Origin of the sequence: Pedobacter sp. JY14-1, from assembly GCF_029269825.1 — a bacterium.
In the GTDB taxonomy this organism is placed as follows: Bacteria; Bacteroidota; Bacteroidia; order Sphingobacteriales; family Sphingobacteriaceae; genus Pedobacter.
The window spans coordinates 780,279-802,920 of the sequence record NZ_JARJHU010000001.1 but is presented as its reverse complement, the minus strand read 5'-3'; the positions used below and the strand labels follow the sequence as shown (position 1 = coordinate 802,920).

25 protein-coding genes and 1 other RNA gene are annotated in these 22,642 nt (G+C 46.4%); 14 read left to right on the top strand and 12 right to left on the bottom strand.

Annotated elements, in window-relative coordinates; genetic code table 11:
• Window positions 1–2: 2 nt before the first annotated feature.
• Window positions 3–662 carry an orotate phosphoribosyltransferase gene (pyrE, locus tag P2W84_RS03540; protein WP_276088725.1) on the bottom strand — a complete coding sequence of 220 codons (660 nt, stop codon included), beginning with the start codon at window positions 660–662 and terminating at the stop codon, window positions 3–5.
• On the opposite strand from pyrE, the gene P2W84_RS03535 reads away from it, so the two are divergent.
• On the top strand, window positions 661–1,272 hold the full coding sequence (locus tag P2W84_RS03535) for an NUDIX domain-containing protein (protein ID WP_276088724.1): 612 nt from the start codon (window positions 661–663) through the stop codon (window positions 1,270–1,272). The genes pyrE and P2W84_RS03535 overlap by 2 nt on opposite strands.
• A 12-nt stretch (window positions 1,273–1,284) precedes the next feature.
• On the opposite strand, the gene coaD is transcribed toward P2W84_RS03535, so the two are convergent.
• Genes coaD through P2W84_RS03520 form a run of 3 tightly spaced genes read right to left on the bottom strand, consistent with a single transcriptional unit; the run spans window position 1,285 to window position 3,140 of the window.
• Window positions 1,285–1,746, bottom strand: coding sequence for a pantetheine-phosphate adenylyltransferase (coaD, locus tag P2W84_RS03530; RefSeq protein WP_276088723.1), 462 nt, complete (start codon window positions 1,744–1,746; stop codon window positions 1,285–1,287).
• A gap of 33 nt (window positions 1,747–1,779) precedes the next feature.
• Entirely contained in the window at window positions 1,780–2,322 is a 543-nt protein-coding gene (locus P2W84_RS03525) for an RsmD family RNA methyltransferase (RefSeq protein ID WP_276088722.1), read from the bottom strand.
• Window positions 2,313–3,140: a DUF3822 family protein gene (locus P2W84_RS03520; RefSeq protein ID WP_276088721.1), complete on the bottom strand. Its 828-nt coding sequence runs from the start codon at window positions 3,138–3,140 to the stop codon at window positions 2,313–2,315. Before P2W84_RS03520 ends, P2W84_RS03525 begins: the two co-directional genes overlap by 10 nt.
• Before the next feature lie 49 nt (window positions 3,141–3,189).
• On the opposite strand from P2W84_RS03520, the gene P2W84_RS03515 reads away from it, so the two are divergent.
• Entirely contained in the window at window positions 3,190–4,623 is a 1,434-nt protein-coding gene (locus P2W84_RS03515; protein ID WP_276088720.1) for an AAA family ATPase, read from the top strand.
• Window positions 4,624–4,660: 37 nt separating this feature from the next.
• On the top strand, window positions 4,661–5,347 hold the full coding sequence (locus P2W84_RS03510) for an MCP four helix bundle domain-containing protein (RefSeq protein ID WP_276088719.1): 687 nt from the start codon (window positions 4,661–4,663) through the stop codon (window positions 5,345–5,347).
• Here P2W84_RS03510 and P2W84_RS03505 read toward each other — a convergent pair.
• On the bottom strand, window positions 5,334–6,662 hold the full coding sequence (locus tag P2W84_RS03505) for a HAMP domain-containing sensor histidine kinase (RefSeq protein WP_276088718.1): 1,329 nt from the start codon (window positions 6,660–6,662) through the stop codon (window positions 5,334–5,336). The two genes, P2W84_RS03510 and P2W84_RS03505, sit on opposite strands and share 14 nt — an antisense overlap.
• Window positions 6,663–6,757: 95 nt before the next feature.
• On the opposite strand from P2W84_RS03505, the gene P2W84_RS03500 reads away from it, so the two are divergent.
• Window positions 6,758–7,168, top strand: coding sequence for a GtrA family protein (locus P2W84_RS03500; RefSeq protein WP_276088717.1), 411 nt, complete (start codon window positions 6,758–6,760; stop codon window positions 7,166–7,168).
• Between the two features lie 37 nt (window positions 7,169–7,205).
• The gene (locus tag P2W84_RS03495) at window positions 7,206–8,969 is read left to right on the top strand and encodes a glycosyltransferase family 39 protein (RefSeq protein ID WP_276088716.1); all 1,764 of its coding nucleotides are present in this window, start codon (window positions 7,206–7,208) and stop codon (window positions 8,967–8,969) included.
• 38 nt (window positions 8,970–9,007) lie between these two features.
• Here P2W84_RS03495 and P2W84_RS03490 read toward each other — a convergent pair whose 3' ends face one another.
• Window positions 9,008–9,304, bottom strand: coding sequence for a Dabb family protein (locus tag P2W84_RS03490; protein WP_276088715.1), 297 nt, complete (start codon window positions 9,302–9,304; stop codon window positions 9,008–9,010).
• Between the two features lie 222 nt (window positions 9,305–9,526).
• On the opposite strand from P2W84_RS03490, the gene P2W84_RS03485 reads away from it, so the two are divergent.
• Window positions 9,527–9,838, top strand: a complete 312-nt coding sequence (locus P2W84_RS03485) for a hypothetical protein (RefSeq protein ID WP_276088714.1) — start codon at window positions 9,527–9,529, stop codon at window positions 9,836–9,838.
• A 90-nt stretch (window positions 9,839–9,928) separates the two neighbouring features.
• On the opposite strand, the gene P2W84_RS03480 is transcribed toward P2W84_RS03485, so the two are convergent.
• A complete protein-coding gene (locus P2W84_RS03480) occupies window positions 9,929–10,546 on the bottom strand; it encodes a porin family protein (RefSeq protein WP_276088713.1) in 618 nt (205 codons plus the stop codon).
• A gap of 318 nt (window positions 10,547–10,864) precedes the next feature.
• On the opposite strand from P2W84_RS03480, the gene P2W84_RS03475 reads away from it, so the two are divergent.
• The 8 genes from P2W84_RS03475 to P2W84_RS03440 are packed head-to-tail and all read left to right on the top strand — an operon-like array spanning window position 10,865 to window position 19,007.
• The gene (locus P2W84_RS03475) at window positions 10,865–11,782 is read left to right on the top strand and encodes an AAA family ATPase (protein ID WP_346348947.1); all 918 of its coding nucleotides are present in this window, start codon (window positions 10,865–10,867) and stop codon (window positions 11,780–11,782) included.
• A gap of 3 nt (window positions 11,783–11,785) precedes the next feature.
• The gene (locus tag P2W84_RS03470; protein WP_276088711.1) at window positions 11,786–12,688 is read left to right on the top strand and encodes a DUF58 domain-containing protein; all 903 of its coding nucleotides are present in this window, start codon (window positions 11,786–11,788) and stop codon (window positions 12,686–12,688) included.
• Window positions 12,685–13,641 (top strand): hypothetical protein, encoded by a 957-nt coding sequence (locus P2W84_RS03465; RefSeq protein WP_276088710.1) that lies wholly within the window; start codon window positions 12,685–12,687, stop codon window positions 13,639–13,641. The genes P2W84_RS03470 and P2W84_RS03465 overlap by 4 nt, the downstream gene beginning before the upstream one ends.
• Window positions 13,628–14,632, top strand: a complete 1,005-nt coding sequence (locus P2W84_RS03460) for a VWA domain-containing protein (protein WP_276088709.1) — start codon at window positions 13,628–13,630, stop codon at window positions 14,630–14,632. The genes P2W84_RS03465 and P2W84_RS03460 overlap by 14 nt, the downstream gene beginning before the upstream one ends.
• Window positions 14,633–14,636: 4 nt before the next feature.
• Window positions 14,637–15,668, top strand: coding sequence for a VWA domain-containing protein (locus P2W84_RS03455; protein ID WP_276088708.1), 1,032 nt, complete (start codon window positions 14,637–14,639; stop codon window positions 15,666–15,668).
• Complete coding sequence (locus tag P2W84_RS03450) at window positions 15,665–16,423, top strand: tetratricopeptide repeat protein (protein WP_276088707.1); 759 nt, start codon at window positions 15,665–15,667, stop codon at window positions 16,421–16,423. Before P2W84_RS03455 ends, P2W84_RS03450 begins: the two co-directional genes overlap by 4 nt.
• Before the next feature lie 15 nt (window positions 16,424–16,438).
• Window positions 16,439–18,253: a BatD family protein gene (locus tag P2W84_RS03445; RefSeq protein WP_276088706.1), complete on the top strand. Its 1,815-nt coding sequence runs from the start codon at window positions 16,439–16,441 to the stop codon at window positions 18,251–18,253.
• Entirely contained in the window at window positions 18,246–19,007 is a 762-nt protein-coding gene (locus P2W84_RS03440) for a tetratricopeptide repeat protein (protein WP_276088705.1), read from the top strand. Before P2W84_RS03445 ends, P2W84_RS03440 begins: the two co-directional genes overlap by 8 nt.
• A gap of 3 nt (window positions 19,008–19,010) precedes the next feature.
• Here P2W84_RS03440 and P2W84_RS03435 read toward each other — a convergent pair whose 3' ends face one another.
• From P2W84_RS03435 to P2W84_RS03415, 5 genes are all read right to left on the bottom strand, one after another.
• The gene (locus P2W84_RS03435) at window positions 19,011–19,748 is read right to left on the bottom strand and encodes a hypothetical protein (RefSeq protein ID WP_276088704.1); all 738 of its coding nucleotides are present in this window, start codon (window positions 19,746–19,748) and stop codon (window positions 19,011–19,013) included.
• A gap of 4 nt (window positions 19,749–19,752) precedes the next feature.
• Window positions 19,753–20,430, bottom strand: coding sequence for a hypothetical protein (locus tag P2W84_RS03430; protein ID WP_276088703.1), 678 nt, complete (start codon window positions 20,428–20,430; stop codon window positions 19,753–19,755).
• 130 nt (window positions 20,431–20,560) lie between these two features.
• Window positions 20,561–20,928, bottom strand: a transfer-messenger RNA (tmRNA) gene (ssrA, locus tag P2W84_RS03425).
• Between the two features lie 29 nt (window positions 20,929–20,957).
• Window positions 20,958–22,160 carry a pyridoxal phosphate-dependent aminotransferase gene (locus P2W84_RS03420; protein ID WP_276088702.1) on the bottom strand — a complete coding sequence of 401 codons (1,203 nt, stop codon included), beginning with the start codon at window positions 22,158–22,160 and terminating at the stop codon, window positions 20,958–20,960.
• Window positions 22,161–22,219: 59 nt separating this feature from the next.
• The gene (locus tag P2W84_RS03415; protein WP_276088701.1) at window positions 22,220–22,615 is read right to left on the bottom strand and encodes a DUF1573 domain-containing protein; all 396 of its coding nucleotides are present in this window, start codon (window positions 22,613–22,615) and stop codon (window positions 22,220–22,222) included.
• Between the last annotated feature and the right edge of the window lie 27 nt (window positions 22,616–22,642).

The following is a 22,642-nucleotide window of genomic DNA, read 5'->3' as shown; positions in this document are numbered from 1 at the left end:
TATCAGCTGGTTTTTTCTAGTTCAGCTCCCCATTCAGCAGGATTTCTACGCCATTTGGTCAGCAAATCAATGTCGTTCGTGCCGATAAAGCCATGCTCGGCAGCATATTCAATAAGCGTATTGTAATTGGAAAGTGTGACATAGCGGCATTTGGCAGCCTTAAAGTTTTCATCGGCCTGATCAAAACCATAGGTAAATATGGCCACAAGGCCTGCAACAGAAACACCGGCATTTCTCAGGGCTTCTACAGCCTGTAAACTGCTTTTTCCTGTAGACACCAGGTCCTCGATCACAACGACACGTTGTCCTTCTATAATTTCACCTTCTATAAGGCTTCCTGTTCCATGTTCCTTGGCTTTTGAGCGGACATAAGCAAAAGGCAGACCGAGCTCCTGCGCCACGAGCGCACCCTGAGGGATACCTGCGGTGGCCACTCCGGCAATCAGATCAACGGAACCAAACTCTTCCTGGATCAGTTGAGTCAGCTTTTGACGGATGTAAGTTCTTACAGAAGGGTGGGAGAGTGTGATCCTGTTATCGCAGTAGATCGGGGATTTCCAACCCGACGCCCATGTAAAGGGATTATTAGGTTGTAATTTTATTGCTTTTATTTGTAATAAAAATTCAGCTACCTTTAATTCAATATCACTTTTATTATACATGCCTCAAAATTACAGAATATATATCAACGATAATACCCTGTTTGTATCAGATTTACTGCCTAAACGCGGTGAAAATATACAAAGTATTGATGTACAGGGCTTTGACTTTAAAACATTTTATAAAAACCTGGATAAGGATGCGGCCGAAAAATACATCCTGATTGCTGAAGATCCCAAACAGTTGTTTCGCAGGATCAGGCAGAGTTGTGAGCTGATCAAAGCTGCAGGAGGACTAGTGAAAAGTGCGAAAGGAAATTATCTGTTTATTTACCGCAATAAAAGGTGGGATTTGCCAAAGGGAAAAACTGAAAAGGGCGAGCGGATGAAGGAGGCAGCAGTAAGGGAAGTGGAAGAAGAGTGTGGGGTAAAGATCCAGCGTAATGATGGGAAAATATGCAGGACTTACCATGTCTATCCACTCAATAACAAACTGGTATTGAAAAAGACGAACTGGTATGCCATGACAGTAAAAGGAGAACCTAAGCTTGTGCCCCAAAAAGAAGAAGGGATTACGAAAGCGGTTTGGCTGGATGATACCAGTCTCGGACCTGTATTTAAAAATACCTACCCTTCGATTGTCCAGGTTCTGGAAGAGGGGGGAATGATCTGAAACTGCGATTTGCTAAATAAGTTCGAGTGCCTTCGAAGGCACGAACTGGCTTACATTGCCCTGGTTTCTCATGATTTCCCGGACAATTGTAGAACTGATTGCAGAATATTCCGGCTTACTCAATATAATGATGGTTTCCAGCGAAGGCATCATAGTCTGATTTACTTGGGCAATAGCTCTCTCATATTCAAAGTCTGCTACAGACCGGACACCCCTGACAATATAGCCTGCTCCGATCCTTTTGCAGAAATCGACCGTCAGACCTTCATATACCACAACCTCGACATTTGGATGAATGGAAAATACTGCACGGAGCATCTCCAGGCGTTTTTCCAGCGGAAGAAAGCCTGGTTTTGAGGTATTCCACCCAATACCCACAAAAATCTTGTCAAACAGCGGCAGGGCCCGCTCCAGGATGTCTGCATGGGCAATAGTGACAGGATCGAACGAGCCGGGAAAAAGTGCGGTTTTCATATTCAAATATAATAAATATTGAGCCCAGAATATTTAACGGGCCTGGTTTTCGAAGAAACTGAAGGAAGAATTGCCGTAACGGCGCGTTTCTGTATATCCTGACAGCCCCTCGAGCTTTAACAGGCTGGGATGTTCGACGATCAGTATTCCGTTTTCGGCAAGTAACTCCCTTTGCATTACCAGTTCGGGTATTCGGGGGATAGATGGCAGGTTATATGGTGGGTCGGCAAAGATCAGATGGTATCGGGTGCTGTGCTGTTCCAGAAACTTAAACACATCTGCCTTTTGCATTTCCAATTGTTCCAGCCGGTGCTTTTCAGCAACCGATTTTACCCAATTTATACAGCCCGCATGCTTGTCTACTGCAAGTACACTGCGTATATTCCGTGAGGCAAACTCGATGCTGATATTCCCTGTGCCGCAGAACAGATCCAGGGCATCGCAGTCCTCAAGATCATAACGATTGTATAGAATATTAAAAAGCGCTTCTTTAGCCATATCCGTCGTCGGCCGGACTGGCAGATGGGCAGGGGCATTGAAACGAAAGCCCTTTAGTTTTCCACCGACTATCCGCATAAGGCAATGGCCAACAGCCCGCTGTAATAATGGGCAGGCATATCTTCCAGTAACCTGCAGTCAATATGCTCGATTTCAGCTTTCTTGAAATGTACTTGGCTGAAAGATCTGGCAATACACTGATAAATCGGGTCTTCCTCATGCACAATACCACTTAGATACACAGCGGTTAACATCGTGTCGATTTCCAGCTGCTGGATAGCAAGCAATAGATAATAGTTAAACTCTTCGGCGTTTTCTATTTCAAAATACCGGTTAAAGACAAGTTTTCCGCCCCGAAGATAACCCAGGTGAAAAGAGCCCGGTGTAAAGTCCAGGTAAAGGCTTTCCGGAGCCTGTTCAGTGGCCAGGGCCAGAAGAGGGGCTGTTTGCTCAAACTTCCTTGAACCGGGCAATAACTGTAATGTCTCTTCGATCTTCTTATTGAAATTGTAGACAATGGAAAAATTCTGGCTGGTCTCAGCATGTGAATAGAGTACTTCTGTCTGAGCTGTATTGAAATACCCTGAAAAACTTGCCGGTTCCATTGTTGCGAGCAGTTCCTGCGGTACCGCTATGGTGTTTTCTGTATATACTGCAACCTTTACAGACTCGAACGGTAGTTTCAGATAACTATCGTTACGTATTGCAGCCTCCAGATTTGCCGCCGCATCTTCACATTCCTGCTGATCATAAACGGCTTTTAGCTGATTGCAGTTTCTGTCGATAATGGCATATGAGAAACTATCGGGTCCAAGTCTGATCAGCAGCTGGCAGTCTGCCGCAGTGTTCGGATCAAACTCGGGGTCTACCAATAATATGCTATTTTTGCCGTTCATATCCACAAAATTAAACCTTTTTTCCATAAGATCACCGCATATTTGTCAAATGCACCATGCCAGCCAGATTGCCCGTGCCTACGGGTTTAGCCCTACTGAAGAACAACTTGCCTTTTGCACAGCAATGGCCAGGTTCCTTTCTACACCCCTGGACGGAAGGTGTTTTGTACTAAAGGGTTACGCAGGTACCGGAAAGACAACTTCAGTTGGGGCGCTGGTGAAATCGCTGCGGCAGTTTGGGCTGCGTTCGGTATTGCTGGCGCCTACCGGCCGCGCGGCCAAGGTCATGGGAATGTACTCAGGCAGAAAGGCGCTGACTGTACACAAGAAGATCTATCGCAAAAAATCGGCTGTTGCCACGGACATGTCATTTCAGCTGGCGCCAAACCTGGCCGAGCATTCCCTGTTCATAGTCGATGAAGCATCGATGATCTCTGATGAGCTCAATATGCAAAGTGGTTCTTCATTGCTCCGGGACCTGATCGAATTTGTAGGAAACCGTAAGAACTGCGGGCTGATGTTCGTGGGGGATTCGGCACAGCTTCCCCCGGTCGGTAGTCTGGACAGTCCTGCGCTGAACCCCGCTTACCTGGAATCGGCTTTGGGACTGCAGGTCACGGAGACCGTACTGAGGGAAGTCGTACGTCAGGAAAAGAAGTCTGGCATCCTGGCCAACGCAACGATGCTCCGTAAGCTCGTCACCAAAGAACGGAAACCACATGAAAAGATCGGCTTGCCTAAATTCATCACTAAGAATTATAAAGATATTTTCCGTATGAACGGTATCAGACTGGTGGAGGGCCTGGAATATGCCTATCATAAGTTCGGACTTGAAAATACGCTGGTCGTTTGTCGCTCTAATAAATCGGCCAACACCTATAACCAGCAGATCAGGGCTAGGCTACTCTACCGGGAAGAGGAACTAACCGGAGGTGACCAGATCATGGTGGTCAGGAACAATTATTTCTGGCTCCCTGAAAACGAATCCGCAAATTTTATCGCCAATGGCGATATGGCGGTCATTAAGCGCGTACGGAGAACAGAAGAACGTTTTGGCCTTCGTTTTTGCGAGGTGAGCCTTGAATTTATCGATTTCCCGGAAGCGGGTGAAATTACCTGTAAGGTGATGCTCAATACACTGACAGTTGAAAGCCCTAACCTTTCGCAGGAGCAGAGTAACCTTCTTTTTGAAGGGCTTAATGAAGACTATGCCCACATCAGCAACAAACGCGAGCGTTACCAGGCGATCAAGGAAGATCCTTATTACAATGCACTTCAGATTAAGTTTGCTTATGCTGTTACATGCCATAAAGCACAGGGTGGGCAGTGGGATGCGGTCTTTGTAGACCAGGGCTATCTTAACGACGATATGGTTGATCTTGACTTTCTGCGGTGGTTATATACCGGTGTGACCAGGGCAAAAAGCGAATTATTTTTAGTAAATTTTGCCCAAACCTTCTTTACTACGCCTGCGGAAGAGTAAGTCAGTGAACCAGCTTGTCAGATAAAAACCTAAGCAAATGAGATTTGCCTACTCCATAAAACAAAAAATACGCATCGCCATATTGCTATTTGCTGTTATGGCCTGCACGATACTGATCCGCGTCCTGGAAGACAAGAGTGTAAAAAGTATGAACGAATCTTTCGTATCGCTTTACAATGACCGGCTCATTCCGGCTACTGACCTGTTTTATATTGCGGAAAATGCAAATGCAAAAAAATCCATGCTGGAAGCTATGCTCTATGCGCCGTTAGCGCAACAAAATGCGTGGCGGATGAAAGACAGTATTACTCGCCTCAATACGGCAATTGACAGTTTGGTGGGCAAGTACAAAAGAACTTTTCTCGTACAGCAGGAAAAAGCACAGTTGCCGGAACTTGACAAGTGGCTACGTCATAACGCAAATGTGGAAGCGAAGCTCCTTCAGTTTATTGCAGGCCACGACCTTAAACGTGCCAGGAAACTTTATGAAAGTACTGGAAGGGCATCCATAGACCAGACCATACGTAAACTTTCAGAACTCATGTCGATACAGAAGCAAGTAGGCGAGGAACTACTTCGCAGCTCTGCATTTATGGTATCTGGCAGCAAGCTTTACTCTACATTGCAGGTTGCCCTGGCCATTGTAATCGGGATACTCATTGTAGGCATTGTTTTTACTTCTAACGTAGTAAAGATCAGCAACGATAAGTTCAGGCTAAACTAAGCGGCAGGGAGATGGTGAACGTAGTACCTTCATTTTCCTTGCTTTTCATTGTAAGATCACCACCGTGTTCCCTGATGATGTTACGGGAGATGTGTAAGCCCAGACCCAACGAGCTCTCTCCTTTAAGGCCTGGTCTTCCCGCCTTAGAAAATTGATCGAATACTTTGTCCTGGAGGTGTTCAGGTATCCCGATGCCTTGATCTGAGACTTCTATAACGCACTTGTTGTCTTTGACCGCGGCAGTAATTTGCATGGGTTTGTCTACCGGAGAGAATTTAAGCCCGTTGGTTATGAGGTTATCCAATACCCGGCTGAATTTGGAGTCGTTGATGCAGGCAAACAAAGGCTGCTTTTCAATCGTCAGTCCAATCCTTCTTGTCTGGCCGGTATTTGCCTCCCATGTTGTACAACGTGACTTCAGGTAAGTAACCATATCGGTCCTGGTTACAATAATCGGTTGCCTTTCTTCCTGTATCACCTCGATCAGGTCATTAATGATGTTCTTCGCCTGTACCGCAGAATTAAGTATCATTTCAAGCGGCTGATGGTCCGGGGCGTCACCTTTTTCACTGATCATCAGGTTGCTCAGGGCCTCAATGTTGTTTAAGGGCGCACGAAGGTCATGAGCTACAAAACCCAGTATTTCGCTTTTCTGCTGGTTCAGCTTAAATATCTCCGCATTTTTTTCCTGTAACTGTTTCAATTGAATAAAATGTTCGGATTTAAAGTAATAACTATACCTCGCGCAGATGAACAATACACTGGCCAGTATTACAGCAGCTACGACATTAAAGACTTGCTCCCGTATGGCCAGTTCTCCGGGCAAAACCATACCGGTAACAAACAGGACAGTTATGTACACAGAAAGCAGGGCAATTCGGTTTATTTCCAGGGAAAAGAACAGGCTGATCACTACAATACCGATAAGAAATACAGTCAGTGTATTCTTGGTGTTGTGCTGAGAATAAATATAACTAACCAGAAACGTACTCGTTAATATAAACAGGGCAAAGGCGGTAACAAACAGGTCACGCTGTTTGCGCCGCCACTGATATGACTTCAGCGCAAAGTTTGAGAGCAGGAGAAAGATAAAACTGCCCGTCATCTGGAAGATATTACTAACGTTGTATTCATTGAAGTTAGGTACTTCAATAAGGTCTTTCTGAAAGAAAAGAGAAGCAATACGGATGGCAGCAGCTATCAGCAGGAATGTTGTAGCCAATACCCTGACCTGCCGGATGTTGGTAAGGCTACTGACCTCAGCAAATTCGGTGGCGTATTTTCGTGGTGTACGGTATCTGAAAAGGTTAATCAATGCCCTGGTTTATTCCCTTTGGTTATCCTAACAAAAATAACCAATAGCGGCAAACTTATGCGGTCAATATCCTATTTTTGAAAAAAAGAATATAAATGACAGGAATATTGGCCTCCTGGTCCGATAAAGGCTTTATTTTGAAGTTCGTGAAGTTCGGAGCAGTAGGCTTTTCAGGGCTGATCGTAGATTTCGGTGTTACCTATATCTTCAAGGAAAAACTGGGGGTACACCGTTATGTGGCGAATTCACTGGGTTTTCTGGTAGCAACGGCTTCTAATTACCTGCTGAACCGGAACTGGACCTTTCACAACCAGGATCCCGAATACCTGCTGCAGTTTGGAAAGTTTTTTGTGATCGCACTTGTAGGGCTTGCTCTTAGTAACCTGATCATTTTTTTGCTCAGTGAAAAACTAAAATGGAATTTCTACCTGGCCAAGATCTTTGCGATTGGCGCAGTGGCGATCTGGAACTTCTTTGCAAATTACCTCTACACATTTACCGGATAAGCCTATTTTTGCCTGACAGTTGACTAAATCATTAACAATGGAGTCTTCAGGCAAGGAAAAAAAACAGCAGCTTACCGTACTGATCTTTATTGCCATATGGGCAGTAGTCAATCTTTTGCAGGCAGCCTTCACTGAAGTGCATGCAGATGAAGCTTATTACTGGGTTTATTCCCGCTTCCCCGACTGGGGATATTTTGACCATCCGCCTGCAGTCGCCTTGTTCATCAGGGCCGGCGATATGTTGCTGAGCAATACCCTTGGGTTAAGATTGATAACCGTTATTGCCAGTACGTGGTCGGTTTGGCTATTGTGGCTGATCGTAAAACCTTATGCATTGAGGCCCAGGTTATTTATCCTGTTGTTTTCTGGTATTGTTTTATTCCATGTTTACGGCTTCATTACTACGCCAGATGCCCCGCTCGGGTTCTTTATCGTCCTGTTTTTTTATCTCTTTCAGCGTTATCAGCAGGAGGACCGGTTGACATGGGCTTTTCTGCTCGCGCTGGTGTCGGCAGCGATGCTGTACAGCAAATACCATGCAATACTGGTTATCGGTTTTACGGTATTGTCCAATTTCAGGTTGCTTGCCCGCCCTTCATTCTGGCTGGTTGCAATACTGGCTTCTTTATTATTTTTGCCACATATCTGGTGGCAGGTTAAGCAAAATTATCCATCCTTTTATTACCATGTGATTGACCGGTCGGCTGCGCCTTACCGGTTTAGCTTTACCCTGGATTATCTGTTTGCCCAGCTTGCGTTGGCAGGCCCCTTACTGGGCTGGTACCTTTACACTTTAGCTGCGCGGAAAAACATTTCAAGCACACCTGTCCCTGACTTTGTTCAGAAACATCCCGATCTTTTTTTGAGGGCAATCAAATTTAATTATGCAGGTGTCTTTATCTTCTTTCTGATCAGTACGTTAAAGGGAAGGGTAGAAGCACACTGGACATTACCGGGGATGATCTGCCTGTTCATTCTGGCGTATGTTCATCTTTCCAGGCGTCCGGCGGATCAAACAGGCAGGTTATTTTGGTTCGAATGGCTGGCTGCGGGCAATATCCTGCTGGTTATCATTGTCCGTCTTATCCTTGTCGTACCTGTCTCTGCTTTACAGAAGATCAATGTAGTCGCTTATTATTTTAATAATAGAAAATGGGCGGAGCAGATCAAGAAAAAGGGGGGTGACCTTCCGGTAATCTTTCTCAATTCCTTTCAGATGCCGTCACGTTATAATTATTACACCCGATCCACAAAAGGTTTCGCTTATAATTCCCGTTATTATCGTCGCAACCAGTATGACATCTGGCCGCTGGAAGATAGCCTTCAGAATAAGACTGCATATCTGATCAGGGAACAAAGTGCGGGCGGGGGATCTGAAGATATGATTAAAACTGATAAAGGGGTTTTTTACGGGGAAAAGCTTGATCATGTGCGCATGTACCAGAAGCTATCCGTTGAGCCGGTTTCCACGGTTCCGCAGGTCGCAGGAAAAGGACAGATGATCAAACTGCGACTGAAAATCAGCAACCCTTATCAGCTACCTGTATGCCTGGACAATAAAGGCAGCAAATGGAAATGCTGGCTGGAATACGGTTACCTGAAAGATGGTGTGGCAGGCAACTTCTATGAGTTCCCTGCCAACCTGGAAGGGGTGGTCATCCAGCCAGGCGGATCGGCTGAAATTCAGGGAGCGGTGACCGCCCCTGAATCTTCGGGTAAATTTAAACTGATCTTCTCCATACGTACCGAACCTTTCCAGGGGAGCAGGAACAGCAGTTTGATAGCTCTGGAAGTGAAATAGGGGGGAATATGGCTTGCCCCGTGCTGTTGCCAGTAAGCTTAATTCGCGTCATAGATCACGACCTTGTCGAACAAAGCTCTGAACTGGTCAAGAAAGGACTGGTGAATATCGTGCACCTGGTAAACGTCGTGTCCTGCCAGGTCTTCGAAAAACAGGGTCAGTGAAAAAGTATAGGTAGTGTCTACTACGGCCCTTTCAATTGGAGCAGGTGTTCCGATATGGAAGGTTTTTACCGTTTCAATGTTTCGCAGGGATTCCAGTCCCTTGCGGAAATCCTGCTTTTGGGAATCAGTGGTATCGGCTTTCAGCCAAAATAATACATGGTGTACCAGCATAGTGTTCTTTTTTTTGCAATGTTAAGTAAAATCTTAAACTGTTGGCGGCAAGTCTGCGGCATACCGCTACAATTTGCCCGTTTTCTCCACATTCAAATTTGATGTGTTTTTTGTAAGATATTGACAGTTAGTTTTTTGTGGATATATGGCTTTTGTGGCACTATTCTGTAGCTATTCATGTCGTAATTAACTGGATACTTTAACAATTAAAATTAAAACGTTATGAAAAAGCTCATTTTATCAGCCGCGTTTCTTGCAGTAGCAGGATTGGCTTCAGTAAAGGCAAACGAAGTTTCTAACCCGGTAGTGATTACCGCCCAACAAGATAGTGTTACTAAAACCGCTGTAGAATTCAAGGATCTGCCCGATTCGGTGAAGGCAACCCTGCAGTCAGATCAATATAAAGAATGGATTCCCGCGGCAGCATTCCTGGTTACTAAGGCAGATAAGTCTACTTATTACCAGATCGATGCAAAGAAAGGTGAGGAAACTACCTCAATCAATATTGATAAAGACGGTAAAGTGATCCAATAGAAGTATCTGGAATTACTGCACTTACCAGTGGATCGAAAAGGCCGGGATATTCCCGGCCTTTTCATTTTATGTCCGATCGTGTGCTTACAATTACAGAGCGAAAATAAGACCGGCATTGAATGCGCCCCTTGAATTCTTGATCGCACTTCCCTGGTTGTTTTTGATAATATCGAGAAAACCAGTCTGAAGTTCAGTTTCCAGGAGGATCTTGATTTTGTCGGCAACCGGTATCTTGACACCCAGGCCAAAGGCCATACCCGCATCGAAAGAACTTGAAAACGACTTCAGGTCTGTATTGAGCGCTGACTCTTTGGCACTCAGCAGAATACCGGCGTATGGGCCCAGGTTAAGGTTCCAGTTTTTGGTTTTGCCGAAATGGAAATTGCCCATCACCGGTATGGTCAGGTAACTGTAAGTGTAATCTGTCTGGTAAATCTTGTCGTTGGCAGCAATATATCCTTTATTCCAGCCTTTCTGATCATAGGTCAGTTTTCCTCTTAAGCTCCATTTCTCGGAAAAGTAATAATCTCCTGAAACACCGGCGTTGAATGCAATCTTGCTGCTGCTATTGGTCAGCGAACCACTCTGTGCAGTTGCCAGGTTGAGCCCTCCGATAAGGCCGATTTCGAAAGTCCCCTTTTCCTGTGAAAAGGCAGTCATTGCACAAGTGCTTAGTAATAAAACGGCAAATAGTTTTTTAATATTCATTTGGTTTGAGGTTATAACCATCTAAGATATAAATAGGAATTTATATGCAAAGCCTGAAGTGTAACATTCTGCGGAGATTAATGTCTTTATCTTCATCGGTCGCCGAAAGCGCCCCCGACTTTAACATCTTTTAACACGAATGTGCTTTCGGAGGCTTGCAAGATACTTTCGCTTTTTCTAATTTTCGCAGGAAAATTTGAGTAAAAAATGGAGGAATCAACTATTGCATCGGAACAGGCATCTTACGGGACTGATATCCGTGCGCTGAATGAAATGATACAAAAGGAAAGTGCGTTTATCGACTTGCTTTTCCTGGAAATGGACAAGGTGATCGTAGGGCAGCGGTATATGGTGGAACGCCTGCTGATCGGCCTGCTGGCCAATGGGCATATTCTTTTAGAAGGTGTTCCGGGGCTTGCAAAGACTTTGGCCATTAATACGCTGGCGAAGACAATTGATGCTGGTTTTAGCCGTATCCAGTTTACACCTGACCTGCTGCCTGCAGACCTGCTGGGCACAATGATCTATAATCAGAAGAAGGAAGAGTTCGTGGTACGTAAGGGGCCGTTGTTCTCTAATTTTATCCTGGCGGATGAGATCAACAGGGCGCCTGCAAAAGTGCAGAGTGCCTTGCTTGAGGCAATGCAGGAACGCCAGGTGACGCTCGGCGACGAGACCTACCGTTTGCCGGAACCTTTCCTGGTACTGGCAACGCAGAACCCGATTGAACAGGAGGGTACTTATCCTTTACCGGAAGCGCAGGTGGACCGCTTTATGCTGAAGGTAGTCATCGATTATCCGAAGCGTGAAGACGAGAAACGTATTATGCGGGCGAATATCGCCCCGCAGGGTATGCCGAAGCCGACTGCAATCCTGAAAACAGACGACATCATCAGGGCAAGGAAGGTGGTACGTGATGTGTACATGGATGAGAAAATTGAGCAGTATATTATAGACATTGTATTTGCGACCCGTTTCCCGGAGCAATATAAACTGGCCGATTATAAGAATCTGATCGGCTTTGGGGCTTCGCCTAGGGCCTCGATCAGCTTGGCGCTGGCGGCTAAGGCTTATGCATTCATAAGGCGCAGGGGATACGTGATCCCTGAGGACGTACGGGCTGTCTGCCATGATGTACTGAGACACAGGATCGGCCTGACTTATGAAGCTGAGGCGGAAGACATTACTACAGAGAAGATCATTACCGGAATATTGAATGCGGTTGAAGTACCCTAAGCAATGGATACTAAAGAACTTTTAAAAAAGGTCAGGAAAATTGAGATCAAGACCCGTGGGCTGAGCAACCAGATCTTTTCGGGCGAATACCATTCAGCATTTAAGGGCAGGGGTATGGCGTTCAGCGAAGTGCGGGAGTACCAGGTGGGTGATGAGATCCGTACAATTGACTGGAATGTGACCGCGCGGTTTAACCATCCTTATGTCAAGGTATTTGACGAGGAGCGGGAAATGACGGTAATGCTGCTGGTAGATGTGAGCGGCTCCAAAGGCTTTGGTACCCAGGAATATGTGAAGCAGGAACTGGCCGCGGAACTGTGTGCTGTACTGGCTTTTTCGGCGATTCAGAACAATGATAAAGTTGGGGTGCTGTTTTTCAGCGATATCGTGGAGAAGTTTATTCCGCCTAAGAAAGGACGTTCGCATATCCTGATGATCATCCGGGAGCTGATCAATTTTAAACCAGAACATAAAGGAACGGATATTGCGCAGGCGCTGCAGTATTTCACGGGTGCGATCAAAAAGCGCTGCACGGCTTTCCTGATCTCTGACTTTATAAATGGAGGTAATCATAGGAATGATGCAGGCGCAGGTTTTGAAAATGAACTGAAAATTGCAGGGAAGAAGCATGACCTGGTGGCGCTACGGCTGTTTGACGTACATGAGGAGGAGTTCCCTGATCTGGGATTGGTGCCCGTGCATGATGAGGAGACGGGGCAGTTGCTTTGGGTGAATACGGGTGACAAAAAGGTGAGGCATGGTTTTAAAGTGGCGGCGCTGGAACGTAAAGGCCGGTTGGAGAATACCTTTAAGCGGTCGGGGATTGACTTTACGCAGATCGGTACGCATGAATCTTATGTAAAGCCTTTGATGACTTTGTTTAAAAAAAGGGGGGCAAAGAGATGAGATGGGGTGCTTTGCTTGGGTTTTTCCTGGTGGTTGCTTTGGGCGGGCAAGCGCAGGAAGTGAAGGTGGCCGCTAAGCTGGACAAGGCGAGCATATTGATGGGTGATCAGACGGTGTTAAGGCTGACTGCTTCGGTACCTAAGGGGACGGAACTAAGCTTTCCCTTGCTGACGGATACACTTTCTTCAAAGGTGCTGGTCGTTTTAGCCGGCCCTACGGATACAACGGTGGATAAGAGCGGTGCGCGGTTGCTGAGCAGGAGCTATGTAATCACGGCTTTTGAACCTGGTGTGCAGGTAGTGCCTGCGCAGACTTTCAGGAGCGGCGACAAAACATTTACTACGGAAGCCTTGCCTCTGGAGGTGAAGGGTGTGGCGGTGGATACCACAAAAGCAATCTATGACATTAAGCAGCCTATTTCGGTGTCTTACACGTTCATAGACTGGTTGCGTGACAACTGGCATTGGCTGGTGATCGGGCTGGCGGTGTTCGCTTTGCTGGTCGTATTCTGGCTATACCGGAAGAAGCTGATGCGGGAAAAACCTGTTGTGGTGCAGAAGGCGGAGCCAGAGAAACCTGCCCACGAACTGGCACTTGAACAGTTACAGGCATTGGATGGAAGGAATTTATGGCAACAGGGTGAGGTGAAGGGTTATTATATTGAACTAACTGACATTATCAGGCTGTATGTGGAGCGCAGGTATGGTATCCACGCTCAGGAACAGACGACAGATGAGATATTGAAAAGCTTGGAAGGAAAGGAATTGCCGGGCGCATCACGTACGTCGCTTAGGGAATTGCTCGTGCAGGCAGACCTGGTGAAGTTTGCAAAGGCGATTCCAGTTGGTACTGAGAATGCACTATGTATGCAATGGGCAATGCGATTTGTTGAGGATACTAAGGGTGCTTTTATCCCTCAGGCCATGAAAGGAGCTGGGAATGATGTGGTTTAAGGATATTGAGTTTGCCAACAAAGGCTTTTTCTGGCTTTTATTACTGGTACCACTGATGGTGGCCTGGTATGTCTGGAAGCAGCGTCAGTTGCAGGGGGTACTGAAGGTATCTTCGGTAGCAGGTTTTCTGAAGGCGGGTGCCCGAGGTTACGGCGCAATGCGGCACTATGGGATTGTTTTGAAGTCTTTGGCGCTGGTGGGGCTGATCGTGGCGTTGGCCAGGCCTCAGTCGGCACTGAGCTGGCAGGATTCGGTGACGGAAGGGATCGATATTGTTATCGCAACGGATATTTCAGGCAGTATGTTGTCTGAGGACCTGAAGCCCAACCGGCTGGAGGCGGGCAAGGAGATTGCGATTGATTTTATTAAGGATAGGCCAAGTGACCGGATCGGGCTCGTGGTGTTTAGCGGTGAGAGCTTTACGCAATGCCCGCTGACGATAGACCATGACGTACTGATCAATTTGTTTAAGGACATTAAGAACGGGATGATTGAGGACGGGACTGCAATCGGTATGGGGCTGGCCACCGCCGTGAACCGCCTGAAGGAGAGTGAGGCGAAAAGCAAGGTTGTGATCTTACTGACGGACGGTTCGAATACGACAGGGTCGATCCCTCCTGCGACTGCAGCTGAGATCGCGAAGCAGATGGGCGTACGTGTGTATACGGTAGGTGTCGGCACGAAGGGGTACGCACCTTATCCGGTTCAGACGCCTTTCGGGACCCAATACCAACAGGTGCCGGTAACGATTGATGAGGCGACGTTGTCGAATATCGCGAAGATCACTGGCGGTCAATATTTCCGGGCGACCAATAATGCGAAGCTGAAACAGATTTACGCACAGATCGACAACCTGGAGAAGGCGAAGATTGCAGTGACTTCGTATCACAAAAAGACGGAACGTTTCCTGCCGCTTGCGCTTGCAGCGCTGGTATTGCTGTTGCTGGAGTTTTTGCTGAGGAATACATGGTTTAAAGGAGCTTTGAATTGAGGTTATGTGGCGTTTTGAACATATAGGGTTTTTATGGGCACTGGCCGGAGTGCCGCTAATGGTACTCGTTTTTGTACTGATGCGCAGCTGGCAGCGCCGGGCGCTAGCCAGGCTGGGTAAAAGGCCTACGGTGCTGAAGATGATGCCGGAAGTATCGTTTAGCAGGCCGGTGATTAAGTTTGCCTTAGGGCTTGCAGCTTACATTTTTCTGGTAGTCGGGCTGGCGAATCCGCAGATCGGGACGAAGATTGAGGAAGGGAAGCGTAATGGGGCTGACCTGATGATCTTGCTGGATGTGTCTAACAGTATGATGGCTGGCGACCTCCCGCCTAACCGGCTGGAGAATGCCAAGCGGGCAATTTCCCAGATGATCGATAACCTGCATAACGATCGTGTTGGTATTATCATCTTTGCGGGAGAAGCGTACGTGCAGCTTCCCATCACTACGGATTACGCTGCGGCGAAGATGTTCCTGAACAACATTACTACGGATATTGTCCCTACCCAGGGTACTGCGATCGGTGCGGCGATAGATATGGGAATGAAGTCTTTTGACTTTGTGAATGGTGGCAGTAAGGCGATGATTTTGATGACGGACGGCGAAAACCATGAGGATGATGCGGTAGGTGCTGCAAAGCGGGCGGCTGCCGGGGGTGTTGCGATCCATGTGATCGGATTGGGTTCTCCCCAGGGAGCGCCGGTACCGGTTTACCAGAACGGTGAGCCTGTAGGTTTCCGTAAGGATGAGCAGGGACAAACAGTGGTGACAAAGCTGAACGAAGAGATGTGCCGGGAAGTGGCTGTAGCAGGTGACGGGGTTTATGTAAGGGCTTCAGAAGCGAACAGCGGTCTGGGCCTGGTACTGGATCAAGTGGCTAAAATGGAGAAGAAATCTTTTAACAGTAAGTTGTTTAAGGATTATGAAGACCGTTTTCAGTTTTTCATAGGGTTAGCAGTGCTGTTGCTGGTGGTTGAGTTTTTTGTCTCAGCAAGAAAGAACAGGAAGTTAAGCGAGTTGAATTTGTTTGAATCATGATGAAGCGGCTGACGATTATTTTGATAGGGATATTGGATTGCGGGTTGCTTTTTGCACAGAAGGACAAGAAGTATGTGCAGGAAGGGAACAAGCTGTACGGGCAAAAAAAATATGCGGAGGCTGAGGAGCGCTACCGTAAATCATTGGAGCAATCCAAGGTTTCTGTTCCAGGAAATTTCAACCTGGGCGATGCCTTTTACCGGCAAAAGAAATATGACGATGCGGTGAAGCAGTTTACAGAAATCGCCGGAGATGCGAAAGATAAGACACTCAAAGCAGGGGCTTACCATAACCTTGGAAATACTTTACTGGAGTCTAAGAAATTGAAGGAAAGTGTAGAAGCGTATAAGCAAGCGCTGATCAACAATCCGAAGGATGAGGAGACGCGCTATAACCTGGCTTATGCGATGGAGAAGCTGAAGCAGCAGGAAAATAAGGATAAGAACAAGGATAAAAATAAGAATAAGGACAAAAGCAAGGATAAAGATAAAGACAAACAGGATAAGGACAAGCAGGACCAGGATAAAAAGAACAAGGACGAGAATAAGAAGGATCAGGATAAAAAGGACAATAAGAACAATCGGGATAAAAAGAATCAGCAGCAGGATGGTCAGTCCCCGCAACCGGATAAACTGAGCAAGGAGGATGCAGAGCGAATGCTGGAGGCGCTGAAGAATGAGGAAAAGAATACGCAGGACAAACTGAAGAAGAAAAAAGCGGGTAATGTGAAGGGGCGTATTGAGAAGGACTGGTAGTTAGCAATGTTTAAGATGAGATTGAAATTTATAGGTTGTCTGATGCTGCTGTTGCAAGTTGCGTCGGGATATGGGCAGGGAATTAAGGTCGTGGCCTCTGTCAGTTCTGCCGAGGTGGCGGTTGGGGAGCAGTTTGAGTTAAAGTTCTCTACTGACGGAAGTCCGGAGTCTTTTAATCCTCCTTCCTTCGGTGGTTTTCAGGTGGTGGGAGGACCAAACCAGAGTTCCAGTTTCAGTTCAATAAACGGAAATACCACGATCAATATGTCGGTAGGATATATATTGGTTGGCGTGCGTGAAGGCACCTATACAATTGGTGCAGCGACGATGTTGATCGGTGGCAGGACCTATCGCTCGAACCCGGTGAGGGTCAAAGTGGTGAAAGGGAGTGGCCGTTCTCCGGGTGGCCAGAGCGGCAACAGTGCTGCGGGCTCACCTGATGATGTAGTTCCCGGTGGAAATGCAGGTGACATTGCCGGAAAGTTGTTTTTGAGGGCGGTAGCCTCTAAAAATAATGTCTACCAGGGCGAGCAGATTACGGTAAGTTACAAGTTGTATACTAATGTGGGGATTGTAGACAATAACGTTGACAAATTGCCTGATTTTAATGGCTTCTGGAGCCAGGAAATTAAGAATCTGAATCCTAATGTGGAATGGAAAGTAGAGGATTATAATGGCAGGAGGTATCATGTAGCTGTGCTCAAACAGGTGATCTTATTCCCTGAACGCTTTGGCAAACTGGTGCTTGATCCGTTGAGCATGACTTTTATTGTGAGGCAGGTGGTGCCTTCGAATGATCCGATTGAGCAGTTTTTTGGCGGAGGTTCCTACAAAGATTCGAAATATAAAATTAAGAGTGCACCGGTAACCATTAATGTAAGGCCATTACCTGAAGCTGGGAGACCGGAAGGTTTTCAGGGTGCCGTAGGCCGCTTTTCTGTAGGAGCAACCTTAGATAAGCCTTCTTTACGTGCCAATGAAGCGATGAATTATACCGTAAAGATTAAAGGCACGGGCAACCTGAAACTGCTTAAGGCACCAGAGCTTAAGCTTGCCGCTGATATTGAGAAATATGATCCTAAGGTAACGGATAACATTACCGAATCTGTGGATGGAGTGTCGGGCAGCAGGGAATACAGTTACCTGCTAATACCAAGACATGCTGGTCATTATAAGATTGATGAACTTAAGTTCTCTTATTTTGACCCTGCCGCGGCAAAATATGTGATGCTGGTTACCGGTTCGTTTCCTGTAAAGGTAGATAAAGCCGCGCCTGGCAGTCAGGCTGGTGCCTACGGAGGGCAACAGGACGTGAAGGTAATGGATAAAGATATCCGCTACATTAAAACCGATGGCTCCCTTGGTGCAGATGGGCCTGGTTTTTATGGTTCTCCTCTATTTTTTGTATTGTTATTTTTAGGCCCGCTGGGTTTTGCTGCAGCACTTATATATCGAAGCTGGAGCCGTGAACAAAACCGCGACCAGGTGAAGGTAAAGGGAAGAAATGCAGGCAAGGTTGCTGCCAGACATCTTGCAAATGCCGAAATTCAGTTACAGACAGGCAATAAACCGGCTTTTTACGAAGCGCTTTACCGCGGGCTGTATGGATATTTAAGCGACAAGCTAAATATCAGGATCGCTGAGCTCAGCCGGGAAAAAATAGCAGGGCAACTGATGTTGAAAGGAATCGATACCGGTCTTTTAGACCGACTGAACAGTACCCTGGATCTTTGTGAAATGGCGCGTTATGCACCGGTTTCGGGTATTGCTGAGCGTGAGGTATTAGAGAAGGCAAAAATGATTATTAGTGATATAGAAAGCCATGTTTAAGAAAAAGTTTTTATACCTGCTTCTGGTGCTTTGCGTGCCGTTTGTATCTGGTGCGCAGGCGGGTTCGGAACTATTTGCCCGCGCAAATGGACTGTATAAACAGGAGAAATACCAGGAGGCCGCTCAGCTTTATGAACAGTTGCTGGCCAATGGTGAAACAGCCTCAAAAGTTTATTATAATCTTGGAAACGCTTATTACAGAACGGCTGAATATCCGAAGGCTTTGCTGAATTATGAGCGGGCCCGTAAGCTTGCGCCTGCAGATGAAGACATTGCGGTAAATATTGGTTTTGCAGTTCAGCATATTACCGACCAGATTACACCGGTACAGGAATTTTTCCTGGATAGGTGGTGGAAGTCCGTTATTCTTTTCCTTCCTTCCGGGACTTTTGCTGCCCTCGGTGTAACCGGGGTTATCGCCGGATTTACGTTGTTGGCAATTTACCTTTTTGTGGCAGAGATCCGCTGGAAGAAGATTGCTTTTTATTCCGGATTGCTGGTGATCATTTCGGGATTGCTGTTTGTGTTTCTGGCGGGACGTCAGACGAGTTACCTGGAGAGAACTGATACGGGAATTGTCTTCGCAGGAACTGTAAATGTAAAAAGTGGGCCAAAGGATAGTTTCAAGACGTTATTTGTAATTCACGAAGGCCTTAAGGTAGATATCATGTGCAGGGCTGACGGTTGGCTTGAAGTGGGCCTGCCTAACGGCAACCAGGGTTGGATACCGGCAGCTTCGGTTGAAGTGATCTGAAGATTAAAGATTACATGCAGCCGGCATATCCATAGTCAGATCATAACTAAGCTGTTCGATTTTTTGGCTAACCTGGTAGACCTCACCACCGAATACGACCTGAAAATCATAGGTTTTTCCCGCAAGCAGATATTTCGTACTGATCCGGCCCTTATCAAGATAGCCCAGGTATTGGAAGCTGCCTCCAATGTTGTGCTCACGAAAAAAGAGGTAAACACTGGGCCTTATTTCCAGATCCTGTCTTGCCGGGCATCTCCCGGTAAAGTTTAAGGAAATGATCTGATCATATACGGTTGGCGGTGGTGCGATAACCGGGGGTGCGGTAGAACCATTTTTGCTTATAGGAATAGGAATAATTTGCTGTTTCTGTACGCCGGTGAAGACAATTTCTCTGATTTCTTTACGGTACCCAGCCGCTGATATTTCCACATTGGCTTTAACAGGGCTGTCCTCTGTAGGAACTATATCAGGAGCCAGACCGATGGTGACGATCCCGGCGCTGAGATTAATGTCTTTTTTGCCCGAAAGCTCATAAATGTCTTCTGCTGCGGTGCCGGTGATCTTAATTTCTGCATCTGCAGGCGCCGGGCCGCCGTCAGTGCCATCGGTAACATAAATCAGCGCTGTATATTTAAGGATGTCTGTGTCAACAATCAGTTTTATGTTCTCGGTCGGTTTCTTACAGGTTTGCAGCAGAAGCATCATCACGATTAGCAAGCCTGGTTTTAATCGTCTTTTCATATGCTTAAAGTTTAACGTTGAAATTGATCTGCAGGACCGGTAGCCACCGGTAATCTTTTACGTTATACTGTAATTGTCCTGATTGCGAAGCGTTGCCCGACAGGATGCCGGTACCTTTAATGTCTGCTTCAGGACGGCTAAGATAATAAGTGCCCAGGTCAAAGTTGACGTTAAATGACCTGCTCGGAAACAGGCCAGACAAACCGATGCCTGCATAGGGTGCAAGTCCTTTCCAGTCTATATGGAGATTTACGTATCCGATCTGGTCGGGATTGAGGACCAGGTCCCCGTAGGTATAACGGTCTGACGGATAGATGTCCAGCCCGCCTTTAGCTTTGAGGAAATATGCAGCACCGCCTACAATACGCAACCAGCGTAAGCGTTCGAACGGGGTATAATCTCCCATGAGGTGGAGGTTATAGAAATCAGCCGAGACTTTTGAAGTGGAGTTTAATCCGGATATTTTGAAGATATTGTTTGCTTTTAGCGGAACTGCATTCACTCCGGCTGATAATGCCAGTCGTGGAAGTATACCATAGTTAAAATCAACACCTATTCCCTGTGAGCCAAAGCTGAACTGGATGGATTTTTGGTGAACGAAGGATAACGGAGCCATATCCTGGCTTCTGACCTGACGCCCTACACAGATTAACAGCAAAAAGATAAAAACCTGAGATTTCATAGCACATGATTTATTAAATGAACTATTTAGCGCTATTGTCGGTACAACACCTTGTTTTAAATAAAGTTTTCCGTTTTTATCGGCGGCGACGGTTTCCTAAATAAAAAAAGCAACCCGGTAAGGTTGCTTTTTGTGGAGCCGAAGGGGTTCGAACCCTTGTCCAGTTGTGTGCTAAATTATGCCTTCTACATGCTTATTTTCCAGTTAATTGTCGGGATAAGACGGGCTGGAAACCGACCTTGCCTTTCTCCTTAGGTGCTTTAGTCTCACAATTGTATCACACCCTACAATTGCCAGCGATGTTATTTCGATGCCCCTGATTCTGACCTAACGTCGCAGCAGTCAGAGGGACAAAAGCTAGGCTAATTCTAAATTAGGCTGCTAAGGCGTAGTTATTTTCGCCAATTATTGTTTGAACGTTCTCTTTAAAGTGCTCTCCGTACAACGCACTGCATGCTTACATACTCAACGTCACCCTGTCAAATCCAGAACGGCCCCAATGGTATGCGGATACAAATATGCGAAAATTATGCCAATGTCCGGCCAGGATATTGATTAAGGGCAATTTCGAGGCAATCCATAGCTTTATTCAGGTCGTTCACATTGAGCACATAGGCCATTCTGACCTGGTTTCTGCCGAGGTCTTCTACGGAATAGAATCCCGTTCCCGGAGCCAGCATTACTGTCGAATTGTCATAGGTAAAATGTTCAAGTATCCATTGGCAGAACTTGTCTGCATCATCTATGGGTAGCTTGGCCATAACATAAAATGCACCGCCGGGATTAGGACAGTAAACCCCTTCCATCGCGTTAAGCCTGCTGACCAGGGTATTTCTGCGTAAGGTGTATTCCTTATTGACAGCCTCAAAATAACTGTCCGGTGTGTCGACCGCCGCAATACCTGCAATTTGTTCGACCATGCCGGGACTCAGTCTTGCCTGCGCAAATTTAAGCGCAGACTGGATCACCGCCTTATTCTTGGTAACCATACAACCAAGCCTTGCTCCACAGGCACTATAGCGTTTGGATACAGTATCAAAGATAATTGCATGCTGGTCCAGACCTTCCAGGTGAAGTGGTGACACAAATTCACCACCCCCATAACAAAATTCGCGATAGGCTTCGTCAGCCATCAGGAAAAGATCGTATTTAAGGCAAAGCTCCTTAAGGGCTTCCATTTCAGCTCTTGAATACAGATATCCTGTCGGGTTGTTGGGACTGCAGATAAGAATGGCGCGCGTGCGCTCATTGATCAGTTTTTCAAATTCTGAAATGGGCGGAAGCGCGAAGCCGTTGTCTATAGAAGAAGGTATTGGCCTTACCACTGCATTGCTCATGCAGGCGAAGGCATTGTAATTGGCATAAAATGGCTCAGGTACAATTACTTCGTCACCCTCATTGATACAGGCATGCATAGCTATGGTGAGCGCCTCCGAGCCCCCGGCTGTCACCAGGATGTCTTCAGGTGCAATGTGATAGCCTTGACGGTTATAATATTCTGTCAGTTTGCTGCGATAAGCCAGTGTACCTTCCGAAGGGGTATAAGCCCATACGTCAAAGTCAATATTCCTGACTGCACGGAGCATCCCTTCAGGAGTTTTGATATCAGGTTGACCAATATTGAGGTGATAAACTGTTTTGCCTTCCTCTTTAGCTTTGTCAGCATAGGGGGTAAGCTTCCTAATGGGGGACGCAGGCATTCGGACCCCCTTCTCTGATATATTTGGCATGTATTATATTAAAAAACCCCGTTAAAAACGAGGTTTTCATCGGAGTATATTTGATAATTCTATTTAGTGTTCGCCGGTGCCGGAGGTACGTTTCCTTTAATGTAGAGTACCTTGGTCGTAGTCTTCGCGTTTGACAGAATGGTGATGCTTTTGTTAAAAGGCATTGTACTTGTCGGGTTATACGTTACCTTGATGACACCAGTACCACCTTTTTTTACAGGGGTCTGTGTATATTCCGGAACTGTACAGCCACATGACGTTTCCACTTTGCTGATGATCAGCGGCTCATCACCGACGTTCGTAAACTTGAAGTCTACTACTGCCGGTTTACCGGCCGGGATCATTCCGAAGTCGTATGTTTCCTTGTCAAACTTGAACTCTGCAGGTTTTGCCTGGGCATTCGCCGCGACACTTACCCCTAAGACAAATGCAAATAACAATATTAACTTTTTCATTTAATGTGGGTTTATGAAACAAATGTA

What these genes read in the sequence shown, in the direction of transcription:
- P2W84_RS03480 (WP_276088713.1), bottom strand. Translation starts at nt 10,546, where the DNA reads ATGAATATTAAAAAACTATTTGCCGTTTTATTACTAAGCACTTGTGCA.
- P2W84_RS03420 (WP_276088702.1), bottom strand. Translation starts at nt 22,160, where the DNA reads ATGCCAAATATATCAGAGAAGGGGGTCCGAATGCCTGCGTCCCCCATT.
- P2W84_RS03535 (WP_276088724.1), top strand. Translation starts at nt 661, where the DNA reads ATGCCTCAAAATTACAGAATATATATCAACGATAATACCCTGTTTGTA.
- coaD (WP_276088723.1), bottom strand. Translation starts at nt 1,746, where the DNA reads ATGAAAACCGCACTTTTTCCCGGCTCGTTCGATCCTGTCACTATTGCC.
- P2W84_RS03475 (WP_346348947.1), top strand. Translation starts at nt 10,865, where the DNA reads ATGGACAAGGTGATCGTAGGGCAGCGGTATATGGTGGAACGCCTGCTG.
- P2W84_RS03465 (WP_276088710.1), top strand. Translation starts at nt 12,685, where the DNA reads ATGAGATGGGGTGCTTTGCTTGGGTTTTTCCTGGTGGTTGCTTTGGGC.
- P2W84_RS03485 (WP_276088714.1), top strand. Translation starts at nt 9,527, where the DNA reads ATGAAAAAGCTCATTTTATCAGCCGCGTTTCTTGCAGTAGCAGGATTG.
- P2W84_RS03450 (WP_276088707.1), top strand. Translation starts at nt 15,665, where the DNA reads ATGATGAAGCGGCTGACGATTATTTTGATAGGGATATTGGATTGCGGG.
- P2W84_RS03490 (WP_276088715.1), bottom strand. Translation starts at nt 9,304, where the DNA reads ATGCTGGTACACCATGTATTATTTTGGCTGAAAGCCGATACCACTGAT.
- pyrE (WP_276088725.1), bottom strand. Translation starts at nt 662, where the DNA reads ATGTATAATAAAAGTGATATTGAATTAAAGGTAGCTGAATTTTTATTA.
- P2W84_RS03520 (WP_276088721.1), bottom strand. Translation starts at nt 3,140, where the DNA reads ATGAACGGCAAAAATAGCATATTATTGGTAGACCCCGAGTTTGATCCG.
- P2W84_RS03525 (WP_276088722.1), bottom strand. Translation starts at nt 2,322, where the DNA reads ATGCGGATAGTCGGTGGAAAACTAAAGGGCTTTCGTTTCAATGCCCCT.
- P2W84_RS03435 (WP_276088704.1), bottom strand. Translation starts at nt 19,748, where the DNA reads ATGAAAAGACGATTAAAACCAGGCTTGCTAATCGTGATGATGCTTCTG.
- P2W84_RS03430 (WP_276088703.1), bottom strand. Translation starts at nt 20,430, where the DNA reads ATGAAATCTCAGGTTTTTATCTTTTTGCTGTTAATCTGTGTAGGGCGT.
- P2W84_RS03415 (WP_276088701.1), bottom strand. Translation starts at nt 22,615, where the DNA reads ATGAAAAAGTTAATATTGTTATTTGCATTTGTCTTAGGGGTAAGTGTC.
- P2W84_RS03515 (WP_276088720.1), top strand. Translation starts at nt 3,190, where the DNA reads ATGCACCATGCCAGCCAGATTGCCCGTGCCTACGGGTTTAGCCCTACT.
- P2W84_RS03445 (WP_276088706.1), top strand. Translation starts at nt 16,439, where the DNA reads ATGAGATTGAAATTTATAGGTTGTCTGATGCTGCTGTTGCAAGTTGCG.
- P2W84_RS03470 (WP_276088711.1), top strand. Translation starts at nt 11,786, where the DNA reads ATGGATACTAAAGAACTTTTAAAAAAGGTCAGGAAAATTGAGATCAAG.
- P2W84_RS03455 (WP_276088708.1), top strand. Translation starts at nt 14,637, where the DNA reads ATGTGGCGTTTTGAACATATAGGGTTTTTATGGGCACTGGCCGGAGTG.
- P2W84_RS03460 (WP_276088709.1), top strand. Translation starts at nt 13,628, where the DNA reads ATGATGTGGTTTAAGGATATTGAGTTTGCCAACAAAGGCTTTTTCTGG.
- P2W84_RS03495 (WP_276088716.1), top strand. Translation starts at nt 7,206, where the DNA reads ATGGAGTCTTCAGGCAAGGAAAAAAAACAGCAGCTTACCGTACTGATC.
- P2W84_RS03500 (WP_276088717.1), top strand. Translation starts at nt 6,758, where the DNA reads ATGACAGGAATATTGGCCTCCTGGTCCGATAAAGGCTTTATTTTGAAG.
- P2W84_RS03440 (WP_276088705.1), top strand. Translation starts at nt 18,246, where the DNA reads ATGTTTAAGAAAAAGTTTTTATACCTGCTTCTGGTGCTTTGCGTGCCG.
- P2W84_RS03510 (WP_276088719.1), top strand. Translation starts at nt 4,661, where the DNA reads ATGAGATTTGCCTACTCCATAAAACAAAAAATACGCATCGCCATATTG.